The organism is Kaistia adipata DSM 17808, assembly GCF_000423225.1.
GTDB lineage: Bacteria > Pseudomonadota > Alphaproteobacteria > Rhizobiales > Kaistiaceae > Kaistia > Kaistia adipata.
In genome coordinates this window covers 174,238-188,374 of sequence record NZ_AUHO01000007.1, presented here as the reverse complement: position 1 = coordinate 188,374, position 14,137 = coordinate 174,238, and the positions used below count along the sequence as shown (strand labels likewise).

At 67.0% G+C, this 14,137-nt stretch carries 12 protein-coding genes; 3 read left to right on the top strand and 9 right to left on the bottom strand.

Annotated features, from left to right (window positions below; genetic code table 11):
* Positions 1-269 precede the first annotated feature (269 nt).
* Positions 270-803: a GcrA family cell cycle regulator gene (locus tag G539_RS0105725; RefSeq protein ID WP_029074353.1), complete on the top strand. Its 534-nt coding sequence runs from the start codon at positions 270-272 to the stop codon at positions 801-803.
* A 204-nt stretch (positions 804-1,007) separates the two neighbouring features.
* Here the strand turns inward: G539_RS0105725 and phoB are convergent, their stop codons facing one another.
* The 7 genes from phoB to G539_RS0105690 all read right to left on the bottom strand — a co-directional run bounded on the left by phoB (position 1,008) and on the right by G539_RS0105690 (position 7,786).
* Entirely contained in the window at positions 1,008-1,706 is a 699-nt protein-coding gene (gene phoB / locus G539_RS0105720) for a phosphate regulon transcriptional regulator PhoB (RefSeq protein WP_029074352.1), read from the bottom strand.
* Between the two features lie 31 nt (positions 1,707-1,737).
* The gene (gene phoU, locus G539_RS0105715) at positions 1,738-2,454 is read right to left on the bottom strand and encodes a phosphate signaling complex protein PhoU (protein ID WP_029074351.1); all 717 of its coding nucleotides are present in this window, start codon (positions 2,452-2,454) and stop codon (positions 1,738-1,740) included.
* A gap of 27 nt (positions 2,455-2,481) precedes the next feature.
* A complete protein-coding gene (pstB, locus tag G539_RS0105710; protein ID WP_029074350.1) occupies positions 2,482-3,267 on the bottom strand; it encodes a phosphate ABC transporter ATP-binding protein PstB in 786 nt (261 codons plus the stop codon).
* Positions 3,264-4,166: a phosphate ABC transporter permease PstA gene (pstA, locus tag G539_RS0105705; protein ID WP_035830452.1), complete on the bottom strand. Its 903-nt coding sequence runs from the start codon at positions 4,164-4,166 to the stop codon at positions 3,264-3,266. The genes pstB and pstA overlap by 4 nt, the downstream gene beginning before the upstream one ends.
* 11 nt (positions 4,167-4,177) lie before the next feature.
* Positions 4,178-5,131 carry a phosphate ABC transporter permease subunit PstC gene (pstC, locus tag G539_RS0105700; RefSeq protein ID WP_425402346.1) on the bottom strand — a complete coding sequence of 318 codons (954 nt, stop codon included), beginning with the start codon at positions 5,129-5,131 and terminating at the stop codon, positions 4,178-4,180.
* 122 nt (positions 5,132-5,253) lie between these two features.
* Complete coding sequence (gene pstS, locus G539_RS0105695; RefSeq protein ID WP_029074348.1) at positions 5,254-6,303, bottom strand: phosphate ABC transporter substrate-binding protein PstS; 1,050 nt, start codon at positions 6,301-6,303, stop codon at positions 5,254-5,256.
* A gap of 145 nt (positions 6,304-6,448) precedes the next feature.
* The gene (locus tag G539_RS0105690) at positions 6,449-7,786 is read right to left on the bottom strand and encodes an ATP-binding protein (RefSeq protein WP_029074347.1); all 1,338 of its coding nucleotides are present in this window, start codon (positions 7,784-7,786) and stop codon (positions 6,449-6,451) included.
* 170 nt (positions 7,787-7,956) lie between these two features.
* Between G539_RS0105690 and ppk2 the strand changes: the two genes are divergently transcribed.
* The gene (ppk2, locus tag G539_RS0105685; protein WP_245576809.1) at positions 7,957-8,976 is read left to right on the top strand and encodes a polyphosphate kinase 2; all 1,020 of its coding nucleotides are present in this window, start codon (positions 7,957-7,959) and stop codon (positions 8,974-8,976) included.
* 106 nt (positions 8,977-9,082) lie between these two features.
* On the top strand, positions 9,083-10,843 hold the full coding sequence (locus G539_RS26070) for a hypothetical protein (RefSeq protein ID WP_156911847.1): 1,761 nt from the start codon (positions 9,083-9,085) through the stop codon (positions 10,841-10,843).
* A 344-nt stretch (positions 10,844-11,187) separates the two neighbouring features.
* On the opposite strand, the gene cysN is transcribed toward G539_RS26070, so the two are convergent.
* Together cysN and cysD are read right to left on the bottom strand one after the other, a co-directional pair.
* Entirely contained in the window at positions 11,188-13,104 is a 1,917-nt protein-coding gene (gene cysN, locus G539_RS0105675) for a sulfate adenylyltransferase subunit CysN (RefSeq protein ID WP_029074345.1), read from the bottom strand.
* Positions 13,104-14,012, bottom strand: coding sequence for a sulfate adenylyltransferase subunit CysD (gene cysD / locus G539_RS0105670; protein WP_029074344.1), 909 nt, complete (start codon positions 14,010-14,012; stop codon positions 13,104-13,106). Before cysD ends, cysN begins: the two co-directional genes overlap by 1 nt.
* Positions 14,013-14,137 lie beyond the last annotated feature (125 nt).

Sequence of the window (14,137 nt, the reverse complement as noted above, 5' to 3'; positions counted from 1 at the left end):
GACGCCCCATCGCCAGCTAAGCGCTTGACGCGACTCACGGTTCCGGCATGCGGCCGCAAGTTGGGGAAAACGCGCTGATCCACACCTAGGATTCCCGCCGACTCTTGTCACCGAGTCCGGCCATATAGTACTTTACCAATTGTTAAGATACGAAATATCGAGCAGGTACCTCTCCCTGACCCTTGTAAGGCGTTCACAGTCGTCGTGCATCCCCCGCCGCCGACCGTGACAGGATTCCGGGTATCGCTCCGACCGACAAGGACACGCTAATGACTTGGACGGACGAACGGGTTGAGTTGCTTAAGAAGCTCTGGACCGACGGCCTGAGTGCGAGCCAGATTGCTTCCGAATTGGGCGGCGTAACGCGTAATGCGGTCATCGGCAAGGTACATCGGCTGAGCCTCTCCGGTCGCGCCAAGCCGGCCTCGACGCCGGTCGCCCGCGCCCGCAAGCCCGCCGCGACCAGCAGCGGCCGCTCGGCGACAACCGGACGGCCCAATCCGGTCAGGCCGATGGTCGCCGGCAACACGGCGCTGAAGCCGCTCGGCCAGCTGGCGCCGGAGCCGCGCCGCGTCGTCCGCGCCGCCAGCACCGACGACGTGGTCGTGCCGATCAGCCTGCACGCCACGATCCTCACGCTGACCGAGCAGACCTGCAAGTGGCCGATCGGCGATCCGAGCTCCGAGGATTTCCACTTCTGCGGCCAGCGCTCCAACTCCGGCATCCCGTACTGCGAATATCATTCGCGCGTCGCCTACCAGCCGGTGCATGACCGCCGCCAGAAGAAGGCCGTCGGCGCCTGAGCCGAGGCTGATCCTCTCCACGCGCCGGTCCTCCCCCCTCCCGGCGCGACACGATTCGGCCGCGCGCCTCCCCGGAGACGCGCGGCCGAATTGTTTCCAGGGACTGCCGTCCGTCGCGCGGACAGCAAAAAGCCGCGCCGGGAGTTCCCGCGCGGCTTGGATTGAAGCGAACCGCCCCGAAAGGCGAAAGGCTCCGGCGGACGGCTAGGCCGCCGCGAACTGGTCGTCGAAGGAATAGCCGGAGCCGCGCACCGTGCGGATCGGATCCTTGACCCGGCCGCGATTGACGGCCTTGCGCAGGCGGCCGATATGCACGTCGACGGTGCGCTCGTCGACATAGACGTCGCGCCCCCAGACCCCGTCCAGGAGCTGCTCGCGCGAGAACACGCGGCCGGGGCTCTTCATCAGATATTCGAGCAGGCGGAACTCGGTCGGGCCGAGATGCAGCTCGCGGCCGGAACGACGGACGCGGTGCGTCTCGCGATCGAGCTCGATGTCGCCGGCCTTGAGCAGCGTCGCGATCACCTCGGGCCGCGAGCGGCGCAGGATGGCGCGGACGCGGGCCATCAGCTCCGGCACAGAGAACGGCTTCACCACATAGTCGTCGGCGCCGGTGGCGAGGCCGCGGATGCGCTCCTGCTCCTCGCCGCGGGCGGTCAGCATGATCACCGGCAGGGTGCGGGTGGCGTCGCGCGCCCGCAGGCGCCGGCAAAGCTCGATGCCGGAGATGCCGGGCAGCATCCAGTCGAGCAGCAGCAGGTCGGGAACCGTCTCCAGCAGCCGCATCTCGGCATCGTCGCCACGCGGCACCACTTCGACGGCATAGCCCTCGGCTTCAAGATTGTAACGGAGGAGGAGGCTCAGCGCCTCCTCGTCCTCGACGATCATCACGCGGGGGGTCATGAAGAAATATCCGGATCTCTCGGCGCGCGGTTCAGTTCTGCTCGTACGCGACGGCGGTCGTGCTCGACTCGTCCTGCTTCGGACGGTCTTCCTCGAGCACGCGGCCATTGACGACGTAGTAGATCGTCTCGGCGATGTTGGTGGCGTGGTCGCCGATGCGCTCGATGTTCTTGGCGCAGAACAGGAGATGCGTGCAGAAGGTGATGTTGCGCGGATCTTCCATCATGTAGGTGAGGAGCTCGCGGAAGAGCGACGTGTACATGGCGTCGATCTCTTCGTCGCGCTTCCAGACCTGGTAGGCCTGGTCGACATCGCGGGTCGCATAGGCGTCCAGCACGTCCTTGAGCTGGGCCAGCGACAGCTGCGCCATGTGCTCGACGCCGGTGTTGAAGCGCTTCGACTGGAACTGGCCGTCCAGCGCCATGACGCGCTTGGCGATGTTCTTGGCCAGGTCGCCGATGCGCTCGAGATCGCTCGAGATGCGCTGCACGCCGATGACCTCGCGCAGGTCCAGCGCCATGGGCTGGCGCCGGGCGATGATCATGACAGCCCGCTCCTCGCATTCGCGCTGCAGCGCGTCGAGCTTCTTGTCGTCGGCGATCACCTGCTTGGCGGTCTCGGTATCGACCCGCATCAGCGCGCCGACGGCCACATCCACCAGGCGCTCCGCCATGCCGCCCATCTCGGCGATGCGGCGGGCGACGTCGTTCAGTTCATCATCGTAACGGGAAACAATATGCTCGGACATGTCGTGCTCCTACCCCCCGGCCCGGCCTCAGCCGAAGCGTCCGGTGATGTAATCCTGGGTGCGCTTGTCGCTGGGCGAGGTGAAGATCTTCGCCGTCTCGTCGAACTCGATCAGCTCGCCGAGATACATGAAGGCGGTGTAGTCGGAGACGCGCGCCGCCTGCTGCATGTTGTGGGTGACGATGGCGATCGTGTAGTCGGTCGTCAGCTCGTCGATCAGTTCCTCGATCTTAGCGGTCGAGATCGGATCGAGCGCCGAACAGGGCTCGTCGAACAGCACCACTTCCGGCCGCACCGCGATGGTGCGGGCGATGCAGAGGCGCTGCTGCTGACCGCCCGACAGGCTGAGGCCGCTGGAATTGAGCTTGTCCTTGACCTCGTTCCAGAGCGCGGCGCGGGTCAGCGCCGCCTCGACGCGACCGTCCATCTCCGAGCGCGAGAGGCTTTCATAGAGACGGATGCCGAAGGCGATGTTGTCGTAGATCGACATCGGGAACGGCGTCGGCTTCTGGAACACCATGCCGATGCGGGCGCGCAGCATGTTGCGGTCCTGGTCGGGGTCCAGCACGTTCTTGCCGTCGAACAGCACCTCGCCCTCGGCGCGCTGGCGCGGGTAGAGGTCGTACATGCGGTTCAGCACGCGCAGCAGGGTCGACTTTCCGCAGCCCGACGGGCCGATGAAGGCGGTGACCTTTTTCTCGAAGAGCGGCAGGTTGATCGTCTTCAGCGCCTGGGTGTCGCCATAGAAGAACTTCAGGTTGCGGATCGAGACCTTCTCGGCCAAGCCGGTGGTGTTCATCGCGAGCTGGTTCATTTTTGAGCCTTGGGGCTGAGGAAGGCGCGCGCAACGATGTTGAGCGCAAGCACGGTGAAGGTGATGAGCAGGGCGCCGGTCCAGGCCAGCGACTGCCAGTCCTGATAGGGCGAGAGCGCGAACTGGAAGATCGTCACCGGCAGCGACGACATCGGCGAGTTCATGTCGGAGCTCCAGAACTGGTTGTTCAGAGCGGTGAAGAGCAGCGGCGCCGTCTCGCCGCTGACGCGGGCGATGGCGAGCAGCACGCCGGTGACGATGCCCGACATCGCCGCCTTGTAGGCGACATGCCGGATCATGATCGAGCGCGGCAGGCCGAGCGCGGCGGCCGCCTCGCGCAGCTGGTTCGGCACCAGGTTGAGCATGTCCTCGGTGGTGCGGACGACGACCGGGATGACCAGGATGGCGAGCGCCACGCAGCCGGCCCAGGCCGAGAAGTGGCCCATCTGCACGACCATCACCTCGTAGACGAACAGGCCGATGACGATCGACGGCGCCGCGAGCAGGATGTCGTTGATGAAGCGGACCACGGTGGTGAGCTTCCTGCCGCGGCCATACTCCGACATGTAGGTGCCGGCGAGGATGCCGATCGGCGTACCGATGAGCACGCCGCCGACGGTCATCAGCAGGCTGCCCCAGATGGCGTTGAGCAGGCCGCCGGCGGAACCGGGCGGCGGGGTCATTTCCGTGAAGACCGCGACCGAGAGGCCGCTGACGCCCTTGTAGAGCAGCGCCGCCAGGATCAGCACGAGCCAGAGCAGGCCGAACAGCGTGGCGACGACGGAAAGCGACAGGAGGATCCCATTGCCGCGCCGGCGGCGGCGATAGAGCGCCTGGGCCTCGGGCGTGGAGGCGGCCGAGAAGCCGGCGGAGGCGGAGGTGCCGAGAGTGTTTGCCATGATCGCGCGCCTCAGTTGCCGGCCTTGACGTTCATGCGCAGCAGCAGCAGGCGTGCCCCGGCGAGAACGATGAAGGTGATGATGAAGAGGATCAGGCCGAGCGCGATCAGCGACGAGGTGTAGAGGTCGCCGACCGCCTCGGTGAACTCGTTGGCGATCGAGGCCGAGATCGTCGTGCCGGGCGCCATGATCGAGGCCGAGATCTTGTGCGCGTTGCCGATGACGAAGGTGACCGCCATGGTCTCGCCGAGGGCGCGGCCAAGGCCGAGCATGACGCCGCCGATGACGCCGACCCGGGTGTAGGGCAGCACCACCTTGGTGACGACCTCCGAGGTCGTGCAGCCGAGGCCGTAGGTGGCCTCCTTCAGTACGGGCGGGACGGTGTCGAACACGTCGCGGGTGATCGAGGTGATGAAGGGCAGGACCATGATCGCCAGGATGAAGCCGGCGGTGAGGATGCCGATGCCGTAGGGCGGGCCGGCGAACAGGTTGTTCAGCACCGGGATCGGCGCGAACAGCGAGATCAGGAAGGGCTGGACGTTGGTCTGGAAGAAGGGCGCGAAGACGAACAGGCCCCAGATGCCGTAGATGATCGACGGGATGCCGGCGAGCAGCTCGACGGCGACGCCGATCGGGCGCTTCAGCCAGGGCGGGCAAAGCTCGGTCAGGAAGATGGCGATGCCGATGCCGACGGGAACGGCGATCAGCAGCGCGATGAAGGAGGTGACGATCGTGCCGTAGATCGGCGACAGCGCGCCGAACTTCTCGGTGACGGGATTCCAGGACTGCGAAGTCAGGAAGCCGAAGCCGAATTCCGACAGCGCCGGGAGGGATCCATGGACCAGCGACAGGATCACGCCGCCGAGGAGCAGCAGGACCGTCAGCGCGGCGCCGAAGGTCAGCCCCCTGAAGGTGGCGTCGCCGGTCCTGAACCGCCGCATGCGTTTGAGCCTGGCGCTATCCATGCCGGCGCTGGTCACGCCTGTCATCGCTGCATCGACCATGTTGTTTTCCCGGCTCCGCATACGGACCCATTTGCTGAAAGTGGGAAGAGGGGCCGAACGCCCCTCTTCCGCTTTGTTTCGACTTAGTTAGCCGCGAAGACCGGCTTGCCGTCGGCGTCGACGATGCTCTTCGTCCACGTTGCCTTGATGTTGGCGACGACGCTGTCCGGCAGCGGGATGTAGTGCAGTTCCTCGGCCATCGCGTCGCCCTTGGCGTAGGCCCAGTCGAAGAACTTGAGGGCTTCGGCGACGTCGGCCGGCTTGTCCGGCTTGGCATAGACGAGGATGAAGGTGGTGGCGGTAATCGGCCAGGAAGCCTCGCCCGGCTCGTTCGTCATGGTGACGTAGTAGCCAGGCGCGTTGGCCCAGTCGACATTCGCGGCGGCGGCGGCGAAGTTGGCCGCGTCCGGAGCGACGGTCTTGCCGTCCTTGTTGATCAGCTTGGCGTAGGACATGCCGTTCTGGGCGGCGAAGGCGTACTCGACATAGCCGATCGAGCCCTGGGTCTGGCCGACATTGGCGGCGATGCCCTCATTGCCCTTGGCGCCGATGCCGACCGGCCACTCGACGGCCGAGGCGGCGCCGACTTCGTCGGCCCAGGCCTTCGAGACCTGCGACAGGTAGGTGGTGAACACGAAGCTGGTGCCCGAACCGTCCGAGCGGCGCACGACGGCGATCGCCATGTCCGGCAGCTCGAGCGACGGGTTGAGCTTCTTGATCGCCTCGTCGTTCCACTTGGCGATCTTGCCCTGGAAGATGTCGGCGAGCGTCTGGCCGTCGAGGACGAGCTCGCCCGGCTTCAGGCCCGGCACGTTGATGATCGGCACGACGCCGCCGATGACCGTCGGGAACTGGACCAGGCCGGCCTTCTCGAGCTCTTCCGGCTTCAGCGGGGCGTCGGAGGCACCGAAGGTGACCGTCTTCGCCTTGATCTGCTTGATGCCGCCGCCGGAACCGATCGACTGGTAATTCATACCGGTGCCGGTTTCCTTCTTATAGGCGTCAGCCCACTTGGCGTAAACCGGATAGGGGAAGGTCGCGCCGGCGCCGGAGATATCGGCGGCCTGGGCCGAGCCGAAGCCGATCGTGGCGGCGAAAAAGCCGGCGGCGAGTGCGATGTTCTTGAATTTCACCTGACGTCTCCCTGACGAAGGTTCCGGGACTTGCGGTTGCCTGTCCCCGCCGCTGTCGACCGGGACGCGAGGGGACCCTAGAGCCGGCAGGTAATCGTTCTATGACGATATCATTACTGTTTTGTGACAGTGCAAACCTTTGAAATCAATTCACTTTTCCGACAGATGACGAATCGGGAAGGCTGAGCGTGGTGGTGAATGCGACGGTGAAGGTCGCCCCTTCGCCGGCCTTGCTTTCGATCAGCAGGCGGGCGCGATGGCGGTTCAGGATGTGCTTGACGATGGCCAGGCCCAGCCCCGTGCCGCGCTGCGCGTGGCTCGCCTGGATGTCGGCGCGATAGAAGCGCTCGGTCAGCCGCGGCAGGTGCTCGGCCGGGATGCCGGCGCCGAAATCGCGCACCGAGACGACCGGCCCGCCGCGCCCGTCGACGGCCGCCCGCGCCGTCACCAGCACCCGCTTGCCGGACTGCCCGTACTTGCAGCCATTCTCGACCAGGTTCTGGAAAACCTGCACGAGTTCGTCGCGGTCGGCCGGCACGACGAGGGGCGCGTCGGGCAGGTCCGTCTCGATGGTCACGCCAAGTTCGCGCGCCTGCGGCTCCAGCGCGTCGACGACGCCACGGATGACGCGCACCACGTCGACGGGCGTCTCGGGCCGCATATGCGCCTTCATCTCGATGCGCGACAGCGACAGGAGATCGTCGATCAGGCGGCTCATGCGGGTCGCCTGGTCGTGCATGATGCCGAGAAAGCGCGCGCGCGCCACCGCGTCGTCGCGCGCCGGCCCCTGCATGGTCTCGATGAAGCCCGAAAGCGAGGCGAGCGGCGTGCGCAGCTCGTGGCTGGCATTGGCGACGAAATCGACGCGGATCTTCTCGCTGACGCGCTGCTCGGTCAGGTCGGTGAAGATCAGCACGATGAAGCTGCTGCGCTCGCCGGCGCCGTTCGGAGCCGGCTCCAGGGGCGCGAACCAGGCCTCGTACCAGCGCTCCGTCAGGCCGCGCTCGAGGAACTCCACCTTTTCCGCCGGGCCGCCGGCGGCGACCCGGTCGAAGGCGCCGACGAAATCCGGCGCGCGCAGGCGGAAGGTGAGCGGATCGCCCGGCCGGATCGGAAAGCTCGCCTCGGCGCGGCTGTTGGCGTAACGCACGACGCCCCGGCGATCGAGGATGACGCAGGGATCGGGCAGCGCGTCGGCCATGCGCTTGACGCCGGTCTCCGGCCAGATCGACGGCGGCTGTCGGCTCTTCAGGCGCACCGGCGCCGCCTCGCGGCCGCGCACGAACACCGCGAACAGGCCGACGCTCGCCGCCAGCAGCAGCCCCGCCGCGACCGCGCTGATCTGGTCGAGCAGCACGAGCAGCAGCAGGAGCGCCGCCAGCGTCAGGAAGAAGGCGCGCGCCTCGGCCAGCCTGGCGAGCACGCCGCCCTTCCCCTCACCGATCCCGTCCGGCCCCGCCGCCGCGCCGTCGTCATTGTTCATTCCGTATGTCCATATCCGTGCCGATCCACTGCCGGCTCATCATTGCATGTCGAACAGGACAAGCCGATGACATCGTGGCAGTGTGCCGCGAGCCATACTTAGGCGATCGGCGGTCCCGTCGCCAATCGACCCGGAATGGCGGAGCAGGCAAGGAGGCATCGGCAAGGACGATGGCGAAATCGGACGACAAGACGGACGGCGACAAGCCGAACGACACGGCCAAGAATGGCGACAAGGGAAGGAACGGCGGCAAGCAGAACGGCAAGAACGGCGGCAAGGACAATGGCCAGGCGGCCGCCCCCCTGCCGGAGCAGCTGGAGCCGACCATCGACGCCCCGCCGATCGAGACCCGGCTCGGTTCCTTCGACCTCGACGATCCCGTCCTGCCGGAATGGGTGGCGGACGCCGCGCTCAAGTCGGGCGGCTATCCCTATGACAAGACGCTCAAGTCGGAGAAATACGAGGAAGACCTGACGGCGCTGCAGATCGAACTGGTCAAGCTGCAGCACCACGTCATCGACAAGGGCCTCAAGGTGGTTCTGGTGTTCGAGGGCCGCGACGCCGCCGGCAAGGGCGGCGCCATCTTCGCGCTGCGCCAGTACATGAACCCGCGCACCGCGCGCGACGTCGCCCTGCCGAAGCCGACCGAGACCGAGCGCGGCCAGTGGTATTTCCAGCGCTATGTCGCGCAGCTGCCGACTGCCGGCGAGATCGTCACCTTCGACCGCTCCTGGTACAACCGCGCCGGCGTCGAGATCGTCATGGGCTTCTGCACGCCCGAGGAACACGCGATTTTCCTGAAGCAGGTGCCCTATTTCGAGGCCGCCCAGGTGCAGTCCGGCACCATCCTGTTCAAGTTCTGGCTCGACATCGGCCAGGAAATGCAGCTGAAGCGCTTCCACGAGCGGCGGCACAATCCGCTCAAGATCTGGAAATTGTCGCCGATGGACTATGCCGCGCTCGGCAAGTGGAAGGATTATTCCAAGGCGCGCGACACGATGCTCGACGCCTGCCACAACGACATCACGCCCTGGACGGTGGTGCTCGCCAACGACAAGCGCCGCGCCCGCCTCAACATCATCCGCCACGTGCTTGGCCAGATCGACTATCCGGGCCGCGACAAGTCGGTGGTGCGCGAGCCGGATCCGCTGATCCTCGGCCATGGCCTCAAGTTCCTGAAGAAGGGTTAGGAAACGACCCGCAGCGGTCGATGGACAGCCGCAAGGCTGCCGAAGTTTTGCCTTCGGCCTGTCCTATCAACCGTTCGTTCACCCTTTTCCGGTCATCCCGAGGAACATGAGTCAGCTTCAATCGGTCCTGCGTCGCTCCGTAGCGCATCTCGACCCGTCGGATCACGACGGTCGGGAACGTGTGTTCGTCAATGCGCGCGAAGCGATGATCCGGCTGCTGTGGTCCTACGACCCGCCGCTCTCGCCGAGCGAGATCGACAGCAAGATCGACGAATTCGACGACATCGTCGCGATCATCCTCGGCGAGAGGACGGACGAGACGGAAGCGGAGGCCGAGGCGGCCGAGACCGAACCGGACGAGGCCGAACGCAACGAAACCGAGCCCGCCTGGGACGAGGACGAGGGCGGCTCGCCGGACGACGCGGAAGTGCCCGTAGCGGCGCCGGCGCCGCTGACCACGCCGTCCCGCCCGCCGGCGGACGCCCCCGTCATGTCGGAGCGCCGGGCCGAGGCGCTGGCGCTGCTGCGCCGGCCGGCCCGCTTCGAGCCGATGCCGCAGATCGGGTCGCCGACGCCGGGAGCCCTGGCCGGAAAGTCCGATACCTCCGCCGCTCTCGCCGCCAAGCCGCCCACCGAGGGCGCGCTGCTGGCAAAGCTGGCCGTCGATCAGGCCCTCGCCCGTCTCAACGGCAAGCTGGCGCCCATCCCGGAAGAAACGGCGGAGCCGGACGACGATCGCGACGCGCTCGACGAACCGCTCGAGGATGAAGCGGACGAGGCCGTCGCGACGGACGACGCCCCGGAGGACGACGCAGAAAACGACGCGGACCTGTTCGAGGACGACGACGCAGCCGACGCCGTCGAGGCGGACGATCGCGCCGACGACGAGGAAGAAGACGACCGCGAGGCCGATTCGGACGACGCGACGGACGAGGAGTTGGACGAGGACGACGGGCGGGACGACGACGACACCGACGACGAACGGGACACGGACGACGACACCGACGAAGACGAGCTGCCGGCCGATCCGCGCGCCCGCGCGATGCCGAGGCATCTCGTCGAGGACGATGACGACGTCGCCGGCGACCGCGACGATGATGATGACGCCGCCGCCGACGAAGACGATGACCTGCGCGACCGGCCGACCTTGCGCGAGAGGCTGAGCGAGATCGCCGGCGGCCTCAACGGCACGATGATCGCGGCCGCCGCCGCGGGCGTGGTCGGACTCGCCGGCATCCTGCTCGGCACCACCTATTTCATGAGCAGGCCGGACACGCCGCAACTGACGGCGGCGGCCCCCGAACAGCCCGCGCCGCCGGCGGCATCGGCCGGGGAGCCGGCACCGCCGACCGCGACGCCGACCGAACCCGCGACACCACCCGCCGAAGCGCCGCCTCCCGCTGCGATCCCGAATGGCGGCCTGGCGCTCGAGACGCTCAGCCTGTTCGACGGCCGCGACCCGAGCGTGTTCCAGTCGTCGCCGGGCAATCCCATCCGCTTCGAGGGCGACACGCTGGGCGGTTTCGCCCGTATTTCCTCCTCGCCGAACGGCTCGGGATCGCGGATCACGGTCGGGCGCGGCGTCTTCGAGCGCCTCGAGGGCCGCACCGTGCGCGTCGTCGTCGTGGCGCGCGCGGCGGCGACGGACCCGGCCTCGTCGCTCCGCTTCTCCTACCAGAACGGCCGCAGCCTCAGCCCCTGGTTCGACGGCGCGCTCGGCACCGACTATGCGCCGCTGTCGCTGACCTGGCAGGTTCCGAAGGAACGCGGCGGCCCCGAGACCGACGCGATCATGATCGAGCCCGGCATCCCCGGCGACGGCACGGCCGCCGACGTGAGCTCGGTGCGGATCGAGATCCTGCAATAGGGGCAGCGCCGGTCGCAGGCGGGAGGTTCGCCTTCACCCCCGGCGGTCATGCGGTGCTGGATCCCCATCATCCTGAGGTGCCCGAGAGCAGCTCGGGCCTCGAAGGACACACAATCTCGGTGCAAGCCATCGATTGCACGTCGGCTCTGCGTGCTTCGAGACGGCCCTGCGGGCCCCTCAGCATGATGAGCGTGGTGTCTGGCATAGGTCTCCTGAGTGTCTGGCCCGTAATTGGACAAGGCCCGCCACGCCGCCTTCCCTTCACCCCTCCCTGAGGGAGAGGTGAAAGTAGAGTGTCCCCTGCATTTCGGGCCAGACACTCAGGAAGAGGGGAAGAGCCCCCCTTACCCCGGCAGGTAACCGTTGCCGGTCAGGTAGTCGACGATCTGGTCGGCCAGCGCCTCGCTGTCATGCGCGGTCGTGTCGAGGTGGATGTCGGGCGTGACCGGCGCCTCATAGGGGCTGTCGATGCCGGTGAAGTTCTTGATCTGGCCCTCGCGCGCCTTCTTGTAGAGCCCCTTCACGTCGCGCTCCTCGGCGACGGCAAGCGGCGTGTCGACGAAGATCTCGATGAACTCGCCCGCCTCGACGAGGTCGCGCGCCATCTGCCGCTCGGAGCGGAACGGCGAGATGAACGACACCAGGACGATCAGCCCGGCATCGACGAAGAGCTTCGCCGTCTCGGCGACGCGGCGGATGTTCTCGACCCGGTCGGCGTCGGTGAAGCCGAGATCGCGGTTCAGGCCATGGCGGACATTGTCGCCGTCGAGCAGGTAGGTGTGCCGCCCCATCAGGTGGAGCCTCTTCTCGACGAGGTTGGCGATGGTCGACTTGCCGGCGCCGGAGAGGCCCGTGAACCAGAGGATGCCGGGGCGCTGGCCCTTGGCGCCGGCGCGCGCCTGCTTGTCGATGTCGAGCGCCTGACGGTGGATGTTGGTGGCGCGACGCAGGCCGAAGCGGATCATGCCGGCCGCCACCGTCTGGTTGGTGAAGCGGTCGATCAGGATGAAGGCGCCGGTGGCGCGGTTCGCCTCATAGGGATCGAAGGCGATCGGCTCGGCCAGCGACAGATTGGCGAAGCCGATGTCGTTCAGCCCGAGCGTCTTGGCCGCCAGCGGCTTGAAGGTCTCGACCTCGACGAGGTGCTTCAGCTCCGTCACCGCGGCGCCGACGACGCGGGTGCCGATCTTCATCAGATAGGGTCGCCCGGGCAGCATCGGCGCCTCGGCCATCCAGATCAGATGCGCCGCGACCTGGTCGGAAACCTCGGGCCGCGCATCGGCCGGCACCAGCACGTCGCCGCGCGAAACGTCGATCTCGCGGTCGAGGGTCAGCGTCACGGCGAGATCGGCCCCCGCGACGGCGAGGTCGCCGTCATGCGTGACGATGCGCTCGACCCGCGCCGGCTGGCCGGTGCGTGCGACCACCACGTCGTCGCCCGGCCGGACGGCGCCGCTCGCGATCGTTCCGGCATAGCCGCGGAAGGTGAGGTCGGGACGGTTGACCCATTGCACCGGGAAGCGGAACGGCCGCTCGGCGGCCGGCGCCAGTTCGAGCGTCTCGAGATGCTGCAGCAGGGTCGGGCCGCGATACCAGGCCATGCTCGGGCTCGGCGCGGTGACGTTGTCGCCGAAGCGGGCCGAGAGCGGGATCGCGACGCGCGTGGCGAAGCCATAGTGGTCGGCATCAGCATCGAACTGCGCGACGATGCGGGCATAGGTCTCCTCGTCATAGCCGACGAGGTCGATCTTGTTGATGGCGAGCACGACATGGCGGATGCCGAGCAGCGCGGCGATGGTGGCGTGTCGCCGCGTCTGGGTCAGGATGCCCTTGCGCGCGTCGATCAGGAGCACGGCGAGATCGGCCGTCGAGGCGCCGGTCGCCATGTTGCGCGTGTACTGCTCGTGGCCGGGCGTATCGGCGACGATGAACTTCCGCTTCTCGGTGGCGAAGAAGCGATAGGCGACGTCGATGGTGATGCCCTGCTCGCGCTCGGCCTCGAGGCCGTCGACCAGGAGGGCGAGATCGATGTCGTCGCCGACCGTTCCGAACCTACGCGAGTCCTTCTCCAGCGTCGCGAGCTGGTCCTCGAACAGCCGCTTGGTGTCGTAGAGCAGGCGGCCGATCAGGGTCGACTTGCCGTCATCGACGCTGCCGCAGGTCAGGAAGCGCAGGATGCCCTTGTCCTCCAGCTCGCCGAAGAGCGCGGCGGCGGGCTGCTCGGCGAGGACCGGGCGGGACGGGTTGAACAACTCGGTCATCAGAAATAGCCCTCGCGCTTCTTCTTCTCCATCGAGCCGGATTCGTCGTGGTCGATGAGGCGGCCCTGCCGCTCGGAGGTGGTGGCGAGGAACATCTCGCGGACGATGTCCTCCAGCGTTTCGGCGTCGGATTCGACGGCCGCCGTCAGCGGGTAGCAGCCGAGGGTGCGGAAGCGGACCCGGCGCGGCTGCGGCACCTCGCCCGGCAGCAGGCGCATGCGCGCGTCGTCGGCCATGATCCACTGGCCATTTCGCTGCACGACCGGGCGCTCGGCCGAGAAATAGAGCGGCACGATCGGGATGTTCTCGGCGAGGATGTATTGCCAGATGTCGAGCTCGGTCCAGTTCGACAGCGGAAAGACTCGGATGCTCTCGCCGGGCTTGATGCGGGTGTTGTAGAGCGACCAGAGCTCGGGCCGCTGGTTCTTCGGGTCCCAGCCGTGATTGGCGGAGCGGAACGAGAAGATGCGCTCCTTGGCGCGGCTCTTCTCCTCGTCGCGGCGCGCCCCGCCGAAGGCCGCGTCATAGCCGCCGGCGTCGAGCGCCTGCTTCAGCGCCTCGGTCTTCATCACCTGGGTGTAGTTGGAGGAGCCGTGATCGAACGGATTGATGCCGGCCGCCCTGCCTTCCGGATTGGTGTGGACGCGAAGATCGAGGCCGAGCCGCCGCACCGTCTGGTCCCGAAACGCGATCATCTCGCGGAACTTCCACGTCGTGTCGACATGCAGCAGCGCGAAGGGCGGCCGGGCCGGATAGAACGCCTTCATCGCCAGATGCAGCATGACCGACGAATCCTTGCCGATCGAATAGAGCATCACGGGATTGTCGAAGCTCGCCACGACCTCCCGCATGATGAAGATCGCCTCGGCCTCGAGGCGGCGAAGATGCGGCAGCGCGGATAGAGACATGCGAAACTCCGAAAGGGAGCGAAAACCTAGTCTTGGCAGGCAAGCATTCTCAAGCACGGCCGTGCCGTATATCTCCATCCATAGCGGGAAGATTGGCGCGACGGCAGCGGTTTCCGAAAAGTCAT